Here is a 20922-nt window from a genome sequence, read left to right on the forward strand (position 1 = left end):
TGTGCGCGATACCGCCGTCCGGGGCGCGGGCGCCGCACGGGAGCTGATGTCTGGCTCGCCGGTTCCGTACGCGCTGCGTACGGCCTGGCGAAAGTCTTATGGGGCGGTGCGCGGCCCGACCCAGGTGGCTCCCGAGTCCGAGGGCTGCGCTACAACGACCGCCTTACGCGGAACCTGCACCTTCCGGCACCGTCGCGGCGGCGGCCGGATCGGCCGTGGAAACGGCCGGGGCTGCCTCGCGGTCGGGCGCGAGCGGGTCGGTCACCGTGCCGGACTCCTCGTCGAAGAGCCCCTGCGCCAGCCTGGTCACCGCTGCGGGGACCGGCGGCGCCAGGTCGGCCACAGCTCGGAGACCGGACAGGACGTCGTCGGGTCGCACGGCAGGTGTCACGTGCCGCACTACCAGGCGCAGTATCGCACAGGGCCTGTCCCCGGACCTATCAGGCTGTGGATCAAGGGCCTGCAGATCGGCGACCGCCGCCCGGGCGTCGAAGCTCCGCATGCCGTTCTTCGCGCGGCGCTGGACCTCGACGGTCTCCTCCGCCAGGAAGGCGGCCACGGCCTTCTGCGCGTCCTGTACGGCGACCCCGTCCAGCCGCATCTCCCAGACGGAGGCGGTCAGCCGGTCGGCGAGGCCTGAGGTGCGGGCCTCCACGGCGTCGACGACGTCGAGGCCGTCGGGCATCGACGCGTCGAGCAGTTCGCGCAGGACATCCGGATCCCGCGCCTCGGTGAGGGCGATCTCCAGGAACTCGGCCTCGCTGCCCGTACCGGTGGGGGCGGCGTTGGCGTACGACACCTTCGGGTGCGGGGTGAAGCCGGCCGAGTAGGCCATGGGTACCTGGGAGCGGCGAAGCGCTCGCTCGAAGGCACGCTGGAAGTCACGGTGACTGGTGAACCGGAGGCGGCCCCGCTTGGTGTAGCGCAGTCGGATGCGCTGCACCGCCGGTGCGGGCGGCGGGCCTTCGGGCTGTCGCTTGCCCAGTGGTTCTTCTCCTCGGTGCGGGGCGGTCGCGGTGGCGTGCCGCCCACGAAGTACGGGGTGCCCCGGGGTGCCGTTCCGGCTCACCCCCGCCTGACGTTTTGCCGTCAGGCGGGGAGATCTCGGACGCGGGCGCCGCGCTGGGGACAGTCGTTGTCCTACCCAGGGTACGCGCAGCGGACCCTTCGAGTTCCCGCGCATCCGTGACCTGCGGTGTTCCGACCAGGGCGCACCCCGCGTCCCGGCGCGCCGCACACAGGGTCTCCCGTGCCGAGGCCAGGACACCGCGGGCGGCGCGTCCGGCCTCCGGAGCGGTCCGCCTGGACGGTACCCGGACCGCGCGGCGCGTCCGGCCTCCGCGCGGTGGACCCGGGCCACCGGCGCGCGCGGACCGGATCCGGGAACGCCGAGAGGCGCCCGGACGGGTTCGTCCGGGCGCCTCTCCCCACCTCGCGCCCATCGGCGACCGGGACGATCCCCGGATCCGCCGCGCCGGTGACGGCTACTTCACGACCGTGAGCGGCAGGAGCTTCTTGCCTGTGGGGCCGATCTGGATGCTCGTGTCCATCTGCGGGCAGACCCCGCAGTCGAAGCACGGCGTCCAGCGGCAGTCCTCGACCTCGGTCTCGTCGAGCGAGTCCTGCCAGTCCTCCCAGAGCCAGTCCTTGTCCAGACCGGAATCCAGGTGGTCCCAGGGCAGGACCTCCTCGTACGTCCGCTCGCGGGTGGTGTACCAGTCGACGTCGACCCCGAAGCCGGGCAGCGTCTTCTCGGCGCTGCTCATCCAGAGGTCGTAGCTGAAGTGCTCGCGCCAGCCGTCAAAGCGGCCACCCGACTCGTACACCGCGCGGATGACGGAGCCGACGCGGCGGTCGCCGCGTGAGAGCAGGCCCTCGACGATGCCCGGCTTGCCGTCGTGGTAGCGGAAACCGATCGAGCGGCCGTACTTCTTGTCGTCGCGGATCTTGTCGCGGAGTTTCTTCAGCCGCGCGTCGGTGTCCTCGGCGCTGAGCTGCGGGGCCCACTGGAAGGGGGTGTGCGGCTTGGGCACGAAGCCGCCGATGGAGACGGTGCAGCGGATGTCGTTCTGCCCGGACACCTCACGGCCCTTGGCGATGACGTTGACCGCCATGTCGCCGATCTGGAGGACGTCCTCGTCGGTCTCGGTGGGCAGGCCGCACATGAAGTACAGCTTCACCTGACGCCAGCCGTTGCCGTACGCCGTGGCGACCGTACGGATCAGGTCCTCCTCCGAGACCATCTTGTTGATGACCTTGCGCATGCGCTCGGAGCCGCCCTCGGGGGCGAAGGTGAGACCGGACCTGCGGCCGTTGCGGGTCAGCTCGTTGGCCAGGTCGACGTTGAAGGCGTCGACGCGGGTGGACGGCAGCGAGAGGCCGATCTTGTCCTCGGTGTACCGGTCGGCGAGGCCCTTGGCGATCTCACCGATCTCGGTGTGGTCGGCGGAGGAGAGCGAGAGCAGCCCGACCTCCTCGAAGCCGGTGGCCTTCAGCCCCTTCTCGACCATCTCGCCGATGCCGGTGATGCTTCGCTCCCGCACGGGGCGCGTGATCATGCCGGCCTGGCAGAAACGGCAGCCGCGGGTGCAGCCGCGGAAGATCTCGACGGACATCCGCTCGTGGACCGTCTCGGCGAGCGGGACGAGCGGCTGCTTCGGGTAGGGCCACTCGTCGAGGTCCATGACGGTGTGCTTGGAGACGCGCCACGGCACACCGGACCTGTTCGGCACCACACGGCCGATGCGGCCGTCGGGGAGGTACTCGACGTCGTAGAAGCCGGGGACGTAGACCCCACCGGTGCGCGCGAGGCGGAACAGCACCTCTTCGCGTCCGCCGGGGCTGCCCTCGGCCTTCCAGGCGCGGATGATCTCGGTGATCTCCAGGACGGCCTGCTCGCCGTCGCCGATGACCGCGCAGTCGATGAAGTCCGCGATCGGCTCCGGGTTGAACGCGGCGTGTCCGCCCGCCAGCACGATCGGGTGATCGACGGTGCGGTCCTTGGACTCCAGCGGGATGCCCGCGAGGTCCAGGGCGGTGAGCATGTTGGTGTAGCCGAGCTCGGTGGAGAAGCTGAGGCCGAACACGTCGAAGGCGCCGACGGGGCGGTGGCTGTCCACGGTGAACTGGGGCACCTTGTGCTCGCGCATCAGCTCCTCGAGGTCCGGCCACACGCTGTAGGTGCGCTCGGCGAGGACGCCCTCGCGCTCGTTGAGCACCTCGTAGAGGATCATGACGCCCTGGTTGGGCAGTCCGACCTCGTAGGCGTCGGGGTACATGAGTGCCCAGCGGACGTCGCATTCGTCCCACGGTTTGACGGTGGAGTTCAGCTCACCGCCGACGTACTGGATGGGCTTCTGCACATGCGGGAGCAGAGCTTCGAGCTGCGGGAAGACCGACTCGGCAGACATCTGTGGACCTTCGTAGCTGGCAGGGGTGACCATCAAGCGTAACCCGGTGCTCAGCCTTTCAGCGCCGCCCGGAACCGGGGGTGCGAAGCCCGTGCCCAGGCTTCGGGCAGTTCGCGTTCGCGTTCGGCCGCTGCGGACTCCTCCCGGCCGTACAGCAGTCCCCAGGTGAACGCGGACTCCCCCGCCGCGTGGGCCTGTACCGCCAGGGAGCGCAGGGCTTCCCGGGCCACGACGCTGTCCTGGTGGTCTCCGAGGACCGACTGGACGGATTTCATCCTTTTCGCGAACTTCTTGGCGGGCTTGCCCAGCGCCGGTTTCGCGGCCTCGGCCGCGTAGCGGACCCGCTTGGCGGCCTTGCGCGCCTCGTGCATCGCCACGTCGCGCTCCACACCCGGCGGCTGCTCCAGGGCGTGGCCGATACGGGTGGCGAGGCGGTCGTAGTCCTTGAGCACGGCGCGGGGCAGGACGTCGTGCGGTGCCTTTCCGGCGGCGCGGAGCAGCGGCGGCTCGGCGAGGAGGGCGTCCAGGGTGTCCAGCAGGGCGAGATACCGGTCGCCGTCGAGCACGGAGGCGACCCTGCGCCGCGCGCCGGTGCGGCGAGCGACGAAGGTGAGCTTCAGCCGGGCGCCCACGGGTCCCAGGACGAGGGTGTCGGGCAGCCCGGCGACACGGGAGCGGAGCCGCTCGTCCAGGACTTCCTGGTCCCGGTCGACCCCGAGCTCCCCGGCGAGCCACTTCAGCTCCTCGCGGACCGGATCGGTGACGGTCCGGTCGAGGACCGTGCGGTACGTCCTGAGAGCACTGCGCAGCCGGCGGGTGGCGACCCGCATGCGGTGCACGCTGTCCGGCAGATCGCGGCGGACGGCGGGGTCCAGCTCGACGAGGGCCTCGGCCTGGGCGCGTACGTAGGCGAGCACATGGTCGCCGGCGGTGCGGGGGGCAGCGGTCCTCCTGGGCTTCGGCCGCTTCCCCGGAGCCGTCTCGTCCAGTGCCCTGGCCAGCTTGGAAGCGGCGGACGAGGGCAGGACACCGGCCTTGCGCAGGCGCCGTTCGACGGCGTCCAGTACGGCGGGGTCGCCGTCGTCGGCCAGCTCGACCTCCAGCTCGGTCCAGGCCGAGGTGGTGCCGTGGCCTTCCTCGGTGAGCCGCTCGGCGAGCACCTCGTCGACGCTGAGTTCGGCGAGCAGACCGCCGTCCTCGTCGAGGAGGTGGTGGACGTCGCGTGCGGAGAGGATGCGCACGACGGGGACCACGGGGGTGTCGCGTACGCGGGAGCGGAGCAGGCCGGTGAGTTCGGGCGGCAGGGCCTCGGTGAGGGGAGCCCTGATCTCGTCGCGGATGCCGGCGGAGACGGGGATCTTGAGGTGCCAGCCGGCGTCGCCCCCTCCCGTCCGGCGGCGGAGCGTGAGGGACGCGGCGGCCAGCCGGAAGTCCTCGGTGTCGTAGTAGACGGCGTCGAGCTCGGTCACTCCTCTGGGGACGACCGCCGAGACCCCGGCCGCGCGGGTCAGATCGGGCAGCCGGGTTTCGGGAGTCGCTTCGTATTTCCGCTCGACCTCACGCTTCGAGTCCGCCATATGACGAATCTATCCGCGATGTGCGCGAACATGCAGGGCGGAGCGGAGTGCTCAGGCAGTTATCGGCCGCTGCACCCTGATCGACTGGAGCAGACCGATCGCCACCCAGACGGCGAACATCGAGGACCCGCCGTACGACACGAACGGCAGCGGGAGTCCGGCCACCGGCATGATCCCGAGGGTCATCCCGATGTTCTCGAAGGACTGGAAGGCGAACCAGGCGATGATGCCGGCGGCCACGATCGTCCCGTACAGCTCGGTCGTCTCGCGGGCGATCCGGCAGGCGCGCCAGAGGACGACGCCGAGCAGGACGATGATCAGCCCGGCTCCGAGGAATCCGAGCTCCTCCCCCGCCACGGTGAAGACGAAGTCGGTCTGCTGCTCGGGGACGAACTGGCCTGTCGTCTGGGAGCCCTTGAACAGCCCGGTGCCGGTGAGTCCGCCGGAGCCGATCGCGATGCGGGCCTGGTTGGTGTTGTAGCCGACGCCGGCCGGGTCGAGCGCCGGGTTGGCGAAGGCCGCGAAACGGGCGATCTGGTAGTCGTCGAGCACGCCGAGCTGCCAGACGGCCAGGGCGCCCGCCGTGCCCGCCCCGAGGAGTCCGAAGATCCAGCGGTTGGACGCCCCGGAGGCGAGGAGCACGCCGAGGACGATGACGGCCATGACCATGACGGAGCCGAGGTCGGGCATCAGCATGACGACACCCATGGGGATGATCGCCAGGCCGAGCGCCTTGGCCACGGTCCGGTGGTCGGGGTGCACCTGGTCGCCCGCGTCGACGCGGGCGGCGAGCAGCATCGCCATGCCCAGGATGATCGTGATCTTCGTGAACTCGGAGGGCTGGAGGGAGAAACCGCCGGGAAGGAGGATCCAGGCGTGCGCGCCGTTGACGGTGGCGCCGAGCGGGGTGAGGACTGCCAGGACGAGCAGGACCGACAGACCGTAGAGGACCGGCACCGCTCCCCTCAGGGTGCGGTGCCCGAGCCAGATGGTCCCGATCATCAGCGCCAGGCCGATGCCGGTGTTGAGCGCGTGCCGGAACAGGAAGTAGTACGGGTCGCCGTGGGTGAGCGACTCACGGCCACGGGTCGCCGACCAGACCAGGAGCGAGCCGACGAACGACAGCGCGAGCGCCGACCCGAGCAGCGGCCAGTCGAGCCGCCGCACGACGGAGTCGCGGGCGGTGAGCTTGACCCAGAGGGAACGCCGCTCGGGGCCGTAGCGCGGTACGGAGAAGCCTGCCATCAGTCCCGCCTCCCCAGCGTGACGGGAAGAGCCCCCGCCAGTGCCTGTGTGCCGTCCTCGGCGGGCGGCTCGGGGACGTACGGCTTGATCTTGGGCGACACGATCTGGCCGTCGGGCTTGATCGTGGGCAGGGCCTTCTGCGGCTTGGGCAGCAGTGCCTTCTTCAGGTCCTGCTTGCCTTCGGCGTCCAGCCCGTAGAGCGCGTTGTAGATGTTGCGCACGGCGGGCCCGGAGGCACCGGAACCGGTACCACCCTGGGAGATCGTCATGACGATCGAGTAGTCCTTGGTGTACGTGGCGAACCAGGAGGTCGTCTGCTTGCCGTAGACCTCGGCCGTGCCCGTCTTGGCGTGCATCGGGATCTTGTCCTGGGGCCAGCCGCCGAACCTCCAGGCGGCGCTGCCTCGGGTCGCGACTCCCGCGAGGGCATCGTCTATCTTGTCGCGCGTGTCTCCCTTGAAGGGGAGCTTGCCGTGGGCCTGCGGCGCGATCTCCTGGACGGTCTTGCCGTCGCCGCTGACGATCGCCTTGCCGACGGTGGGGTCGTACAGGGTGCCGCCGTTGGAGATCGCGGCGTAGATGGTCGCCATCTGGATCGGGGTGACGAGCGTGTCGCCCTGGCCGATGGAGTAGTTGACGGAGTCACCGGCGCGCATCTTGTTGCCTTCGAGGCAGCCTTCGTACGCGATCTTCTCGACGTACGTTCCGTCCTTCTTGCCCTGCTTGCACCAGGCGGCCTTGTTGGCGTCGTAGAAGTCCTGCTTCCACTTGCGGTCGGGTACGCGGCCGGCGACCTCGTTGGGGAGGTCGATGCCGGTCTCCTTGCCGAGCCCGAACTGGTGAGCGGTCTTGTAGAACCAGTCCGCCGGGTTCTTCTTCGGCTTGTTGCCGCCGTCCTTCGCCCACTCCTTGTGCGCCAGTCCGTAGTAGACGGTGTCGCAGGAGACCTCGAGGGCGCGGCCGAGGTTGATGCTGCCGTAGCCCTGGGACTCGAAGTTCTTGAAGACCTGCCCGCCGATCGAGTACGAGCTCGGGCACGGGTAGTTGCCGTCGAAGTCGTATCCGGCGTTGACCGCGGCGGTCGAGGAGATCACCTTGAAGATCGAGCCGGGGGCGGCGGTGCCCTGGATCGCGCGGTTCAGCAGCGGGAAGTTGGACTTCTTGCCGGTGAGCTTCGCGTAGTCCTTGGCGGAGATGCCGCCGATCCAGGCGTTGGGGTCGTAGGTCGGCAGGGACGCCATCGACACGATGCGGCCGGTCTTGGCCTCCATGACGACGACCGCACCGGAGTCGGCCTTGTACAGCTCGTTGGTGTTGCGGTCCATCTCCTTGCGGGCCGTCTCCATCGCCTTGTTGAGCTCGTACTCGGCGACGGCCTGGACCCTGGCGTCGATGGAGGTGACGACGCTGGCCCCGGGCTCGGCCTCGTCGTTCTGGGCCTGGCCGATGACGCGGCCCAGGTTGTCGACCTCGTAGCGCGTGACGCCCGCCTTGCCGCGCAGCTCCTTGTCGTACGTGCGCTCCAGGCCGGAGCGGCCGACCTGGTCGGAGCGGAGGTACGGGGAGTCGGTGTCCTGCGCCTTGGTGACCTCTTCGTCGGTGACGGGCGAGAGGTAGCCGAGGACCTGCGCGGTGTTGGCCTTGCCGGGTGCGGCGTAGCGGCGCACGGCGGTGGGTTCGGCGGTGATGCCGGGGAAGTCCTCGGCGCGCTCGCGGATCGTCAGGGCCTGCTGGGTGGTGGCCTCGTCGGTGACTGGGATCGGCTGGTACGGCGAGCCGTTCCAGCAGGGCTGCGGGGTCTTGGCGTCGCAGAGCCGGACCTTGTCCTGGACGTCCTTGGGCTTCATGTCCAGGACGTCGGCCAGACGGGTGAGGACGGCGACTCCGTCGTCCTTCATCTTCATCAGCTCGGTGCGGCTCGCCGAGACGACGAGGCGGGTCTCGTTGTCGGCGAGGGGCACGCCGCGCGCGTCGAGGATGGACCCCCTGACGGCGGGCTGCACGACCTGCTGGACGTGGTTGTTCTTCGCCTCGTCGGTGTACTCCTGGCCGTTGCGGATCTGGAGGTACCAGAGCCGGCCGCCGAGCGTCAGGAGGAGGGAAAGGACGAGGACCTGGATGACGACGAGGCGGATCTGGACCCGCTGGGTCCGTCCCGTCTCCGGAATGTTGCTCACGGGGCGCCCCCGGTGGTGGTGGGTCGGCCGTTGCCCGCGTCGGTGGTGGGTCGGCCGGGGGTACGGGGGTGGCGGCCGGTGCTCGTCCGGCGCCGGTACGGCCTCACAGTCGCTTGACCCCCTTGATCCTTCCCGCGCGTGCGGCGCGGCTGCGGGCCGCCCTCAGGCGCATCCCGCCTCGCTGGTTCCCGATGCGCAGCCCGGTCCCCGATGCCAGCCAGCCGGCGGCGACGTCCGTGCCGGCGGAACTGTCGGCGACCGGGTCGTTCTCGGTGCGTCTGGCGAGCGCCATGATCAGCGGAACGGTGAACGGCGCCAGGAGCAGGTCGTACACCACGGCGGTGAACAGCAGGCTGCCCAGGCCCACATGGCGCGCGGCCGTGTCGCCGACCAGGGAGCCGACACCGGCGTACAGCAGGGTCGATCCGAGCGCGGCGACGACGACGAAGGCCATCGGGGTGAAGGCCGACTTGAGCTGGCCGTTCTCGGGGCGCGCCATGCCGGCGAGGTAGCCGATGACGCAGAGGACCAGGGCGTAGCGCCCCGCGGCGTGGTCGGCGGGCGGTGCCAGGTCGGCGAGGAGGCCCGCGCCGAAGCCGATGACGGTGCCGCTGACGGGCCCGTACACGAACGCCAGTCCGAGGACGACGAGGAGCAGCAGGTCCGGGGTCGCCCCGGGAAGCTGGAGGCGGGCGAGGACGGAGACCTGGATGACGAGGGCGACCACGACCAGGGCGACGGAGAGCAGAGTCCTGTTCAAGCGCATGGGGATCAGCTCTATTCCTGCTCGTTCGCCGCGTCACCGGCGGCCGTGTCGGCGTTGCCCGCGGCGTCCGGGGAAGCGCCCGGGGAGGCGGATGAACCGGGCTTCTCGTTGATGTTCCCGACGACCTTCCCGCTGCCGTCGACGAGGTCGCCGTTCGGCTGGACGGTGACGGTGACGGTCGGGGTCGGCTTGGGCTTCTCCGGCTTCTTGGGCTGCGCCGGCAGGACCATGTCGCGGGGGTTCTCGCGAGGTGCCTGGACGACGATGCCCACGATGTCGAGCTTGGTGAAGCCGACGAACGGTTTGACGTAGACCGTCCGGGTGAGGTCGCCGCCCGACGGGTCGACACGGACGACCTCGCCGACGGGAACGCCCGGGACGAAGGGCTTGTCCTTGCTGGAGCCGAAGGTGACCAGCCGGTCGCCCTTCTTCACGTCGGCCTTGCCGTTGAGGAACTGGACCGAGAGCGGCCGGGACCCCTGTCCGGTGGCGAAGCCGAGTTCGTCGGTCTTCTCCAGCCGGGTGCCGACGGTGAAGTCGGGGTCGTTGGCCAGCAGGACGGTCGCGGTGTGGGGGCCGACGGTGGTGATCCGGCCGACGAGCCCCTCGCCGTTCAGTACGGTCATGTCGCGCTTGAGGCCGTCGTCGGCCCCCGCGTCGATGGTGATGGTCCAGGAGAAGCCCTGGGCCGCTCCTATGGCGATGACCTGCGCGGCCTTGATGCCGTACTGGCCCGCCCCGGCGCTCTTGAGCATGGTGTCGAGCTGGCGGACCTTGCTGGCGTTGCGGTCGTCGCTGCCGAGCCTGGTCTTCAGTTCTGCGTTCTCGTGCTCCAGGGCCGCGATCCGGTCGTGCCGGTCACCGGAGTCCCGTACGGCGCCGATGGCATTGCCCACCGGGTCCACCGCGGCCGCGACGCCGTTCTCGACCGGTCCGAAGACCGTGGCGGCGGCCTGCCGGGCCCCGTCCACCGGTGACTCCTCGCCACCGCGGATATCCACCGTGATCAAGGCGAATGCGATGGCGATCAGCAGCACCAGGAGCAGCCGGCTCTCTCGTGTGTCCCTCACGTGCGGCGGCCGTGCCTTCCTCGTCGGAATGTTCGTGCCTGTATACCAACGTTCCGCCGTACGGGGCGGCAGCGCCCGTACGGCGGAACGCCGTGTTCTAACGTCGGGGCTGGGCGTCCAGCACCTGCTGGAGCGCCTCGAACTCCTCGACGCACTTGCCGGATCCGAGCGCGACCGAGTCCAGCGGGTCCTCGGCGATGTGGATCGGCATGCCCGTCTCGTGGCGCAGCCGCTCGTCGAGGCCGCGCAGGAGAGCGCCGCCGCCGGTGAGGACGATGCCGCGGTCCATGACGTCGCCGGAGAGCTCGGGCGGGCACTTGTCGAGCGTCGTCTTCACGGCGTCGACGATCGCGTTGACCGGTTCCTCGATGGCCTTGCGGACCTCGGTCGCGGAGATGACGACGGTCTTGGGCAGGCCCGAGACCAGGTCGCGTCCGCGGATCTCCGTGTGCTCGTCCTTCTCCATCTCGTACGCCGAGCCGATCGTGATCTTGATCTGTTCGGCGGTGCGCTCACCGAGGAGGAGGGAGTACTCCTTCTTGATGTGCTGGATGATCGCGTTGTCCAGTTCGTCACCGGCGACCCGGATCGACTGGGCAGTGACGATTCCGCCGAGCGAGATCACGGCGACCTCGGTGGTGCCGCCACCGATGTCGACGACCATGTTGCCGGTGGCCTCGTGGACCGGCAGGCCCGAGCCGATGGCCGCGGCCATGGGCTCCTCGATGATGTGCACCTGGCGCGCGCCGGCCTGCGTCGACGCCTCGATGACGGCGCGTCGCTCGACCCCTGTGATGCCGGAGGGCACACAGACGACGACCCGCGGGCGGGCGAGGTAGCGCCGCTTGTGGATCTTGAGGATGAAGTAGCGGAGCATGCGCTCCGTGATCTCGAAGTCGGCGATCACGCCGTCCTTCAGGGGCCGCACGGCAACGATGTTGCCCGGCGTGCGGCCGATCATCTTCTTGGCCTCGGAGCCGACCGCCAGGATTCCGCCGGTGTTGGTGTTGATGGCCACGACGGACGGCTCGTTCAATACGATGCCGCGCCCCCTGACGTACACCAGCGTGTTGGCAGTCCCGAGGTCGATAGCCATGTCACGGCCGATGAACGACATTGAGTTCCCCTTGTTCCCCATGAGGATGCGTCGGGCCTTCCCAAGAAGCGAAGAATGGCTTGTTTTGAGTAGGCGAGGGTTGGCGCTGCGGGCGTGGAAGCTTCCATCGTAGTGCCGTATGCACGGACACAGCGCGAGGGTCCTTCGCCATGACGGGCGGAACGGCTGCCCGTTCCACCCATGGTGACGTTACGTCGGGAGGATGCGTTCCCGCGATACGAGACCCTATGCCGAAGGGCGACCGAATTACTTCGGTCGCCCCAGGTCATGAGCGCTGATTGGCCGAGCCGAAGTCAGGAAAGTCCGGGAAAGAAAAGCTTCAGTTCTCGCTCTGCGGACTCCTCGGAGTCCGAGGCGTGGATGAGGTTCTCCCGGGTGATGGTGCCGAAGTCACCGCGGATCGAGCCGGGCGCGGCGGCGATCGGATCGGTGGGGCCGGCCAGGGCACGAACGCCCTCGATCACCCGCTCGCCTTCGGCCACCAGGGCGACGACGGGACCGGATGCCATGAACTCGACGAGCGGCTCGTAGAAGGGACGGCCCTTGTGCTCGCCGTAGTGCTGCTCCAGGGTCTCCTGGTCGAGCGTGCGCAGCTCCAGCGCGGTGATCGTCCAGCCGGCCTTGCGTTCGATGCGGCCGACGATCTCGCCGATCAGCCCACGCCGGACGGCGTCGGGCTTGAGAAGGACGAGGGTGCGCTGAGTCATGTGCGGCTCCTTGCAGACTTTCGGTGCGGGTGGGGGCGAGATTACAGGGATACGCCTACGGGCCTGCGCCCGGGCTCACGCTGCGTCATCCTTGGGCTGGAGCCTGCGTGCTCTCCTGCGCCTCGGCCTGCGCCGCCCATCGCGCCTTGGCCTCGTCGATCCTGCGGCCGTAATGGACCGAAGCCCACCACAGGGCGCCGAAGATCACGCCCAGGATGTACATCATCGGGACGAAGAACCCGCTCAGCACGAGCAGGACCTGGAGCGCCCAGCCGAGCTGTATACCGCCCGGTCGGGTGATCATGCCGCAGAGCAGCACCGAGAGCAGCATGCCGATGCCGCAGACCGTCCAGACCGTGGCCATGGACAGGTCGTCGGACTTCATCGCGACCAGCCCGGCGAAGCCGATGACGAAGAACTCACCGATCAGCGTCGATGCACAGAGCGTACGCACAGGTCAGCGCCTTCCGAGGAGCAGCCGGGCCTCGCCGACCGTGATCACGGATCCGGTCACCAGGACTCCGGCGCCCGCGTATTCGGCCTCTTCCTCCGCGAGGGTGATGGCCGCCTCCAGTGCGTCGTCGAGACGCGGCTCGACCTGGACGCGCTCGTCGCCGAAGACCTCGACGGCGAGTGCGGCGAGGGCGTCGGCGTCCATGGCGCGGGGACTGGAGTTCTGGGTGACCACGATCTCGGCGAAGATCGGCTCGAAGGCCTCGAGGAGTCCCCGGACGTCCTTGCCGTCGCTCGCGCCGACGACACCGATCAGGCGGGAGAAGCTGAACGCCTCGGACACGCCCTCGGCGGCGGCGCGGGCTCCGGCCGGGTTGTGCGCCGCGTCCAGGACGACCGTCGGGCTGGCCCGCACGACCTCCAGCCGGCCCGGCGAGAGCACCGAGAGGAAGGCCTTGCGCACCGTCTCGACGTCCAGGCTGCGGGCCTGTTCGGCGCCGATGCCGAAGAACGCCTCGACGGCGGCGAGCGCCACAGCCGCGTTGTGGGCCTGGTGCGCCCCGTAGAGCGGGAGGAAGACGTTGTCGTACTCGCCGCCGACGCCCCGCAGGGTCAGCAGCTGACCGCCGACCGCGATCTCGCGGGAGACGACCCCGAACTCCATGCCCTCACGGGCCACCGTGGCATCCACCTCGACGGCCTTCTTGAGCATCACCTGCGCGGCGTCGACCGGCTGCTGGGACAGGATCACCGTGGCGTCCTGCTTGATGACGCCGGACTTCTCGCCCGCGATCTCGGCGGGGGTGGAGCCGAGGCGGTCCGTGTGGTCCAGCGAGATCGGGGTGACGACGGCGACCGACGCGTCGATGACGTTCGTCGCGTCCCAGGTGCCGCCCATGCCGACCTCGACGACGGCGACGTCGACCGGCGCGTCGGCGAAGGCCGCGTACGCCATGCCCGTCAGCACCTCGAAGAAGGAGAGGCGGTAGGGCTGCTGCGCGTCGACCATCTCGACGTACGGCTTGATGTCGTTGTACGTCTCGATGAAGCGCTCGGCGTCGATCGGGGAGCCGTCGAGGCTGATCCGCTCGGTGATCGACTGGACGTGCGGCGAGGTGTAACGGCCGGTCCGGAGCTCGAAGGCGCCCAGCAGTGCCTCGATCATGCGGGCCGTGCTGGTCTTGCCGTTCGTCCCCGTGATGTGGATCGACGGATACGCGCGCTGGGGCTCGCCCAGCACATCCATCAGGGCCGCGATACGGGTCACCGACGGCTCGAGCTTGGTCTCGCCCCATCGGCCCGCGAGCTCCTGCTCCACCGCGCGCAGGGCCCGGTCGGTCTCGGGGTCGGCGGGGCGGTCGGGGACGGCCTCACCCTGCGGCGGGCCCGACTGGGTGCGCAGCGTCCGGCTCCCGGCCTCGATCACCGCCAGGTCGGGGTCGCGCTGGGTCTCTTCGCCGACGATCTCCGCGAAGGTGTCGTCGGGATCTGACGCGTCGTGCCGGTCTGAAGGGCGGGGCTCACTCACAGGGCCAGTCTACGGATGGGCACGGACATCGTGCGCAGCGCCCGGGGCCGAGCCCTCCCCCGCACGGCGAAGCCCCCGCACTCCCGGTCGGTCAGGGGTGCGGGGGCTCCGGCTTCAGGTGATCAGCCCTGCGGCAGGTTCGCCAGCTGGGCGGTGATCCGCTCGATGTCCTCCTCGGCCTTGGCGAGCCGGCCGCGGATCTTGTCGACCACGTTGTCCGGTGCCTTGGCCAGGAAGGCCTCGTTCCCGAGCTTGCCGGTGGCCTGGGCCTTCTCCTTCTCGGCGGCGCCCAGGTCCTTCGTGAGGCGCTTGCGCTCGGCCTCGACGTCGATCGTGCCCGACAGGTCGAGAGCGACCGTGGCACCCGCGACCGGAAGGGTGGCCGTGGCGTGGAAACCCTCTTCCGCGGGCTGCAGGCGCAGCAGCTGGCGGATGGCGGCCTCGTGCGGGGCGAGCGCCGTGCCGGTGAGGGTCAGCTCGGCCGGGACCTTCTGGCCGGGCTGCAGGCCCTGGTCGGAGCGGAAGCGGCGGACCTCGGTGACGACCTGCTGGACGAGCTCGATCTCCTTCTCGGCCGCGTCGTCACGGAAGCCGCTGTCCTTGGGCCAGTCGGCGACGACGACGGACTCCTGACCGGTGAGCGTGGTCCAGAGCTGCTCGGTCACGAAGGGGACGATCGGGTGCAGCAGCCGCAGGGTGACGTCCAGGACCTCACCGAGGACGCGTGCGGAGACCTTGGCCTGCTCGCCGCCGGCGAAGAAGGTGGTCTTCGACAGCTCGACGTACCAGTCGAAGACCTCGTCCCACGCGAAGTGGTACAGCGCGTCGCTGAGCTTGGCGAACTGGAAGTCCTCGTAGAACGCGTCGGCGTCGGCGACGGTCTTGTTCAGCCGGGACAGGATCCAGCGGTCGGTGGCCGAGAGCTGCTCGACGGGCGGGAGCTCCCCCTCCACCGTCGCGCCGTTCATCATCGCGAAACGGGTCGCGTTCCAGATCTTGTTGGCGAAGTTGCGGGAGGCCTGGACCCAGTCCTCGCCGATCGGGACGTCGGTGCCGGGGTTGGCGCCCTTGGCGAGGGTGAAGCGGACGGCGTCGGAGCCGTACGTGTCCATCCAGTCCAGCGGGTCGACCACGTTGCCGAAGGACTTCGACATCTTCTTGCCGCGTTCGTCACGGACCAGGCCGGTGAGCGCGATCGTCTTGAACGGGGCCTCGCCGTCCATGACGTACAGGCCGAACATCATCATCCGGGCGACCCAGAAGAAGATGATGTCGTGGCCGGTGAGCAGGACGTCGGTCGGATAGAACTTCTTGAGGTCGGGAGTCTCCTCGGGCCAGCCGAGCGTGGAGAACGGCCAGAGGCCGGACGAGAACCAGGTGTCCAGGACGTCGTTGTCCTGGGTCCAGCCGTCACCGGTGGGCGGCTGCTCGTCGGGGCCGACGCAGACGACCTCGCCCTCGGGGCCGTACCAGACGGGGATGCGGTGGCCCCACCAGAGCTGGCGCGAGATGCACCAGTCGTTGAGGTTGTCGACCCAGTCGAAGTACCGCTTCTCCATCTCCTTGGGGTGGATCGCGACCCGGCCGTCACGGACCGCGTCACCCGCGGCCTTGGCGAGGGTCTCGACCTTGACCCACCACTGGAGCGACAGCCGGGGCTCGACGGTCGTGCGGCAGCGGGAGCAGTGGCCGACGGAGTGGACGTACGGACGCTTCTCGGCGACGATCCGGCCCTGTCCGCGCAGCGCGCCGACGATCGCGGAGCGGGCCTCGAAACGGTCGAGTCCCTCGAACGGGCCGGCGACGGTGATGACGCCCCGCTCGTCCATGACCGTCATCGACTCCAGGCCGTGGCGCTGACCGATCGCGAAGTCGTTCGGGTCGTGCGCCGGGGTCACCTTGACGGCACCGGTGCCGAACTCGGGGTCGACGTGGTGGTCGGCGACGACCGGGATGGTGCGGTCGGTCAGCGGCAGCTTGATCCGCTTGCCGATGAGGTGCGTGTAGCGCGCGTCGTCCGGGTGGACGGCGACCGCGGTGTCACCGAGCATCGTCTCGGCGCGGGTCGTGGCGACGACCAGGGACTCCTCGCCCTCGCCGTACCGGATGGAGACGAGCTCGCCGTCGTCGTCCTGGTAGTCGACCTCGATGTCGGAGATCGCGGTGAGACAGCGGGGGCACCAGTTGATGATGCGCTCGGCGCGGTAGATCAGCTCGTCGTCGTAGAGCCGCTTGAAGATGGTCTGGACGGCGGCGGACAGCCCCTCGTCCATGGTGAAGCGCTCACGGGACCAGTCGACGCCGTCACCGAGACGGCGCATCTGGCCGAGGATCTTCCCGCCGTACTCTTCCTTCCACTGCCAGACGCGCTGGACGAACTCCTCGCGGCCCAGGTCGTGGCGGGACTTGCCCTCCTCGCCGAGCTGCTGCTCGACCTTGTTCTGGGTGGCGATACCGGCGTGGTCCATGCCGGGCAGCCACAGCGCCTCGTACCCCTGCATCCGCTTGCGGCGGGTGAGGGCGTCCATCAGCGTGTGCTGGAAGGCGTGCCCCAGGTGGAGGGAACCGGTGACGTTGGGCGGCGGGATGACGATCGTGTACGGAGGCTTCTCGCTCTGCGGGTCCGCCGTGAAGTAACCGCGCTCCACCCAGCGCTCGTACAGCTTCCCCTCTACCTCGGCCGGCGCGTACTGGGTCGGCAGTTCGGGGGTGCTGGCTGGCTGCTGCGCTGCGTTCTCGGTCACGGCACACAGTTTAGGGGCGTCACAGTCGTGCACTGAAACCGGTTTGTTCAGTAACGGTGTACCTGCGGATTCCCTATGTGAGCGCCGCGTCCGCCAGGATGTTCGGAACGCATAAGCATTCGGAGGGGACAGCGCCATGAGTCACAACCAGCCGGGCCCGTACGGCGGGCAGCCGCCCCAGGGTCAGCCCGGACCGTACGGCCAGCAGCCGGGTCCGTACGGCCAGCAGCCCAACCCCTACGGCCAGCAGCCGCCCCAGGGCGGCCAGCCCGGCTACGGCTACCCGCAGCAGGCCCCGCAGGGCGTCCCGCCGCAGCAGCAGCCCCCGCAGGGCTACGGCTACCCGCAGGGCCAGCAGCCGGGCCCCTACGGCCAGCAGCCGCCCACCCCGCCGTACGGCGGCCAGCAGGCGTACCCCGGCATGCCGCCGCAGCCGGGCGCCCCGAAGAAGAAGACGGGCCTGATCATCGGCGGCGTCGTGGTGGCGCTGGCGGTCATCGCGGGCGGGGTGTACTTCATGACCTCGGGCGGGGGCGGCGGGAGCGACGTCGCCGACTCCACCAAGGGGTACAAGCTGACACCCGCCGCCTCGGTGGACACCTACAAGCTGGACAAGGGCAAGTCGGCCTCGGATACGCCGACGAGCAAGGAGAAGGCAGAGGCCGAGGCCCTGGGCATCAAGAACCCCCAGAAGGCCGAGGCGCAGTACGTGAGCGGGGACATGGAGAAGAACCCCCTCACCACCAAGATGCTGATGCTCTACGGCAACTGGGGTGAGGTCAGCGACCCGGAGAAGGCCCTGAACGGCATGTTCGCGCAGGCCAAGGCGGGGATGGCCGAGAGCGACGATGCCAAGACCTCGCTGGTGGGTAGCCCTGAGAGCGTCACCCCGGCCGGCTTCGAAGGCGCGCTCATGAAGTGCCAGAACATGAAGGTGGTCAACGACAAGGCGGACGGGACCGCTGCCGGCGGCCCCAAGGAAATGGTCATGCCCGTCTGCATCTGGGCCGACTACAGCACGGTCGGGGCGGTCATCGGTTTCGACATCGGCGCGGCCATGACCAACAAGTCCATGACCCAGGAAGAGGTGTCGGCCCTGGCCGCCAAGCTCTACAACACCTCCCGCACCAAGATCTGATCGCGGCTCCACGCGAAGGGGCGCCCGGCCGGTGGCCGGGCGCCCCTTCGCGTGCGTGTCGTCTTCGCCGCCGCTACGCGGACTTCTCGTGACGGCCGCCGTCGTTCTTGCCGATCGTGCGCGGCTCGCGGGGGACCAGCGTCGGGTTGACGTTGTTGCGGACCACGTCCGGCGTGATGACCACGCGGGCCACGTCCTTGCGGGACGGCACCTCGTACATCACGGACTGGAGGACTTCCTCCATGATGGCGCGCAGGCCGCGCGCGCCGGTCTGGCGCAGGATCGCCTGGTCGGCGATGGCCTCGAGGGCCTCGCGCTCGAAGTCCAGCTCCACGCCGTCGAGTTCGAAGAGGCGCTGGTACTGCTTCACCAGCGCGTTGCGCGGCTCCACGAGGATCTGGAGCAGCGCCTCGCGGTCCAGGTTGTGGACCGAGGTCAGCACGGGGAGGCGGCCGATGAACTCGGGGATCATCCCGAACTTCACCAGGTCCTCCGGCATGACCTCCTGGAACTGGTCGCTCGCCTGGATCTCCAGCTTGGAGCGGATCGTCGCGCCGAAGCCGATGCCCTTGGCGCCGGCCCGCGACTCGATGATCTTCTCCAGGCCTGAGAAGGCGCCGCCCACGATGAACAGGACGTTCGTCGTGTCGATCTGGATGAACTCCTGGTGCGGGTGCTTCCGTCCGCCCTGCGGCGGTACGGAGGCGGTGGTGCCCTCCAGGATCTTCAGCAGGGCCTGCTGGACGCCCTCGCCCGAGACGTCGCGGGTGATCGACGGGTTCTCGCTCTTGCGGGCGACCTTGTCGATCTCGTCGATGTAGATGATCCCGGTCTCGGCCTTCTTGACGTCGTAGTCAGCGGCCTGGATCAGCTTCAGCAGGATGTTCTCGACGTCCTCACCGACATAGCCGGCCTCCGTCAGCGCCGTCGCGTCGGCGATGGCGAACGGGACGTTGAGCATGCGGGCCAGCGTCTGCGCCAGCAGCGTCTTGCCGGAGCCCGTGGGGCCCAGCAGCAGGATGTTGGACTTGGCGAGCTCGATCGCGTCGTCGCGATTGCCGCCGCCGTTCTCCCCGGCCTGGACCCGCTTGTAGTGGTTGTACACAGCGACCGAGAGGGCCTTCTTCGCCGGCTCCTGACCGACGACGTACCCCTCGAGGAACTCGTAGATCTCGCGCGGCTTGGGGAGCTCCTCCCACCGCACCTCGGAGGTCTCGGCGAGCTCCTCCTCGATGATCTCGTTGCAGAGATCGATGCACTCGTCGCAGATGTACACACCGGGTCCCGCGATGAGCTTCTTCACCTGCTTCTGGCTCTTTCCGCAGAACGAGCACTTGAGCAGGTCGCCGCCATCACCGATGCGTGCCACGAGGTGCTTCCCCTTCGCCTGGGAGCAGCCTGGTTCAGCGGCTCCTGGTGCCTCTATCCGACGGTACCTTGCCTGGCCCCCCGTTCGGGCCCCCCTTGGCACGGTTCACACGGCCGGGGCCGTGGATACGGAATGTGCCAAGGGGAAACACCGACGTCAGACGGACGCGCCTGCGGTTGTCTTACGGGTGGAGACAATCTGGTCCACCAGACCGTACGCGAGTGCGTCGTCGGCGGTAAGGATCTTGTCGCGCTCGATGTCCTCGCTGATCTTCTCCAGCGGGGTGGTGGAGTGCTTGGCCAGCATCTCCTCCAGCTGGGTGCGCATGCGCAGGATCTCGTTGGCCGCGATCTCCAGGTCGGAGAGCTGCTCACGGCCGGTCTGCGAGGACGGCTGGTGGATCAGCACACGGGCGTGCGGGAGCGCCATGCGCTTGCCCGGCGTACCCGCGGCAAGCAGGACGGCGGCGGCGGAGGCGGCCTGGCCCATGCAGACCGTCTGGATGTCCGGCTTCACGAACTGCATCGTGTCGTAGATCGCGGTGAGCGCGGTGAACGAGCCGCCGGGGCTGTTGATGTAGATCGAGATGTCACGGTCCGGGTCCATCGACTCCAGGCACAGCAGCTGCGCCATGACGTCGTTGGCCGAGGCGTCGTCGATCTGGACGCCGAGGAAGATCACGCGCTCCTCGAAGAGCTTCGCGTACGGGTCGTACTCACGCACACCCTGCGAGGTGCGCTCCACGAAGCGCGGGACGACGTAGCGGTTGTCCACCTGCGGGCCGGTGTAGAGGCCGCTCGCGGAGGCGCCGGAGAGGTTGTTCATGTGGGTGTTCACCATCCTGGTGGCGTATCTGTGGGCTGGAGGTCTCGGCGTACGAGAGGGTGCGGGGTGGTGCACGCCCGGATCAGGCGCCGGTGCCGCCGCCGCCCGGGATGCCCGACGCGAACGTGATGATCTCGTCGATGAGGCCGTAGTCCTTGGCCTCCTCGGCGGTGTACCAGCGGTCGCGGTCGCCGTCGCGGATGATCGTCTCCACGGTCTGGCCGGAGTGGTGGGCGGTGATCTCGGCCATCCGCGTCTTCGTACGGAGCAGGTACTCGGCCTGGATCTTGATGTCCGAGGCGGTACCGCCGATGCCGGCCGAACCCTGGTGCATGAGGATGTCGGTGTTCGGGAGCGCGAAGCGCTTGCCCGCCGTGCCTCCGGTGAGCAGGAACTGGCCCATCGAGGCCGCCATGCCCATACCGATGGTGACCACGTCGTTCGGGATGTACTGCATGGTGTCGTAGACCGCCATGCCGGCCGTCACCGAACCGCCGGGGCTGTTGATGTAGAGGTAGATGTCCTTGTCGGGGTCGGCGGCAAGGAGCAGGAGCTGTGCGGTGATCTTGTTGGCGATGTCATCGTCGACCTGCTGACCGAGGAAGATGATGCGCTCGCCGAGCAGTCGGCTGTAGACCTGGTCACCGAGGCCTCCACCGAGGGACGGCTCTCCGGCGGCGTAGGGCATCAGATTCGTCACGTATCCACCTGCTCGTCTCTGACGGCTCCGGCCGTCTCAGCGTCTTCGTACCGGGTGGGCCGGGACTACCCGACCCTTCCTCTTCATGGACCCTAA

The 20922-nt window shown here is 69.1% G+C and carries 16 protein-coding genes; 1 reads left to right on the top strand and 15 read right to left on the bottom strand.

Annotated features, from left to right (window positions below; genetic code table 11):
• Positions 1–163: 163 nt before the first annotated feature.
• The 12 genes from ACFYQ6_RS03830 to ACFYQ6_RS03885 form a co-directional block, all read right to left on the bottom strand.
• Entirely contained in the window at positions 164–943 is a 780-nt protein-coding gene (locus tag ACFYQ6_RS03830; protein ID WP_361571306.1) for a TIGR03936 family radical SAM-associated protein, read from the bottom strand.
• 541 nt (positions 944–1484) lie between these two features.
• A complete protein-coding gene (locus ACFYQ6_RS03835; RefSeq protein ID WP_361571308.1) occupies positions 1485–3410 on the bottom strand; it encodes a TIGR03960 family B12-binding radical SAM protein in 1926 nt (641 codons plus the stop codon).
• A 50-nt stretch (positions 3411–3460) separates the two neighbouring features.
• The gene (locus tag ACFYQ6_RS03840) at positions 3461–4987 is read right to left on the bottom strand and encodes a CYTH and CHAD domain-containing protein (protein ID WP_361571311.1); all 1527 of its coding nucleotides are present in this window, start codon (positions 4985–4987) and stop codon (positions 3461–3463) included.
• A gap of 51 nt (positions 4988–5038) precedes the next feature.
• Positions 5039–6232, bottom strand: coding sequence for a rod shape-determining protein RodA (rodA, locus tag ACFYQ6_RS03845; RefSeq protein WP_388760259.1), 1194 nt, complete (start codon positions 6230–6232; stop codon positions 5039–5041).
• On the bottom strand, positions 6232–8409 hold the full coding sequence (gene mrdA / locus ACFYQ6_RS03850) for a penicillin-binding protein 2 (protein WP_361571316.1): 2178 nt from the start codon (positions 8407–8409) through the stop codon (positions 6232–6234). Before mrdA ends, rodA begins: the two co-directional genes overlap by 1 nt.
• A gap of 103 nt (positions 8410–8512) precedes the next feature.
• Positions 8513–9175, bottom strand: a complete 663-nt coding sequence (gene mreD, locus ACFYQ6_RS03855; RefSeq protein ID WP_361571318.1) for a rod shape-determining protein MreD — start codon at positions 9173–9175, stop codon at positions 8513–8515.
• A gap of 11 nt (positions 9176–9186) precedes the next feature.
• Entirely contained in the window at positions 9187–10245 is a 1059-nt protein-coding gene (gene mreC / locus ACFYQ6_RS03860) for a rod shape-determining protein MreC (RefSeq protein WP_361571320.1), read from the bottom strand.
• A gap of 97 nt (positions 10246–10342) precedes the next feature.
• Entirely contained in the window at positions 10343–11362 is a 1020-nt protein-coding gene (locus ACFYQ6_RS03865) for a rod shape-determining protein (RefSeq protein ID WP_145801547.1), read from the bottom strand.
• A gap of 293 nt (positions 11363–11655) precedes the next feature.
• Complete coding sequence (gene ndk / locus ACFYQ6_RS03870; RefSeq protein ID WP_014156293.1) at positions 11656–12069, bottom strand: nucleoside-diphosphate kinase; 414 nt, start codon at positions 12067–12069, stop codon at positions 11656–11658.
• Positions 12070–12154: 85 nt separating this feature from the next.
• Complete coding sequence (locus ACFYQ6_RS03875; protein ID WP_361571324.1) at positions 12155–12523, bottom strand: DUF4233 domain-containing protein; 369 nt, start codon at positions 12521–12523, stop codon at positions 12155–12157.
• 3 nt (positions 12524–12526) lie between these two features.
• Positions 12527–14050 (bottom strand): folylpolyglutamate synthase/dihydrofolate synthase family protein, encoded by a 1524-nt coding sequence (locus tag ACFYQ6_RS03880; RefSeq protein ID WP_361571326.1) that lies wholly within the window; start codon positions 14048–14050, stop codon positions 12527–12529.
• Positions 14051–14172: 122 nt separating this feature from the next.
• Positions 14173–16794 (bottom strand): valine--tRNA ligase, encoded by a 2622-nt coding sequence (locus tag ACFYQ6_RS03885; RefSeq protein ID WP_361571329.1) that lies wholly within the window; start codon positions 16792–16794, stop codon positions 14173–14175.
• Positions 16795–16930: 136 nt separating this feature from the next.
• On the opposite strand from ACFYQ6_RS03885, the gene ACFYQ6_RS03890 reads away from it, so the two are divergent.
• The gene (locus ACFYQ6_RS03890) at positions 16931–17932 is read left to right on the top strand and encodes a hypothetical protein (RefSeq protein WP_361571332.1); all 1002 of its coding nucleotides are present in this window, start codon (positions 16931–16933) and stop codon (positions 17930–17932) included.
• Between the two features lie 73 nt (positions 17933–18005).
• On the opposite strand, the gene clpX is transcribed toward ACFYQ6_RS03890, so the two are convergent.
• From clpX to ACFYQ6_RS03905, 3 genes are all read right to left on the bottom strand, one after another.
• The gene (gene clpX, locus ACFYQ6_RS03895) at positions 18006–19301 is read right to left on the bottom strand and encodes an ATP-dependent Clp protease ATP-binding subunit ClpX (RefSeq protein ID WP_145801542.1); all 1296 of its coding nucleotides are present in this window, start codon (positions 19299–19301) and stop codon (positions 18006–18008) included.
• A gap of 156 nt (positions 19302–19457) precedes the next feature.
• Positions 19458–20141: an ATP-dependent Clp protease proteolytic subunit gene (locus ACFYQ6_RS03900; RefSeq protein ID WP_104785645.1), complete on the bottom strand. Its 684-nt coding sequence runs from the start codon at positions 20139–20141 to the stop codon at positions 19458–19460.
• Positions 20142–20208: 67 nt separating this feature from the next.
• Complete coding sequence (locus ACFYQ6_RS03905) at positions 20209–20814, bottom strand: ATP-dependent Clp protease proteolytic subunit (RefSeq protein ID WP_030625849.1); 606 nt, start codon at positions 20812–20814, stop codon at positions 20209–20211.
• Positions 20815–20922: the final 108 nt, after the last annotated feature.

Origin of the sequence: Streptomyces sp. NPDC005494 (assembly GCF_042872025.1) — a bacterium.
In the GTDB taxonomy this organism is placed as follows: domain Bacteria; phylum Actinomycetota; class Actinomycetes; order Streptomycetales; family Streptomycetaceae; genus Streptomyces.

Coding starts and splice junctions, on each gene's coding strand:
- ACFYQ6_RS03835 (WP_361571308.1), bottom strand. CDS start 3,410: ATGTCTGCCGAGTCGGTCTTCCCGCAGCTCGAAGCTCTGCTCCCGCAT.
- ACFYQ6_RS03840 (WP_361571311.1), bottom strand. CDS start 4,987: ATGGCGGACTCGAAGCGTGAGGTCGAGCGGAAATACGAAGCGACTCCC.
- rodA (WP_388760259.1), bottom strand. CDS start 6,232: ATGGCAGGCTTCTCCGTACCGCGCTACGGCCCCGAGCGGCGTTCCCTC.
- mreD (WP_361571318.1), bottom strand. CDS start 9,175: ATGCGCTTGAACAGGACTCTGCTCTCCGTCGCCCTGGTCGTGGTCGCC.
- ACFYQ6_RS03865 (WP_145801547.1), bottom strand. CDS start 11,362: ATGTCGTTCATCGGCCGTGACATGGCTATCGACCTCGGGACTGCCAAC.
- ndk (WP_014156293.1), bottom strand. CDS start 12,069: ATGACTCAGCGCACCCTCGTCCTTCTCAAGCCCGACGCCGTCCGGCGT.
- ACFYQ6_RS03890 (WP_361571332.1), top strand. CDS start 16,931: ATGAGTCACAACCAGCCGGGCCCGTACGGCGGGCAGCCGCCCCAGGGT.
- ACFYQ6_RS03900 (WP_104785645.1), bottom strand. CDS start 20,141: ATGGTGAACACCCACATGAACAACCTCTCCGGCGCCTCCGCGAGCGGC.
- ACFYQ6_RS03905 (WP_030625849.1), bottom strand. CDS start 20,814: ATGCCCTACGCCGCCGGAGAGCCGTCCCTCGGTGGAGGCCTCGGTGAC.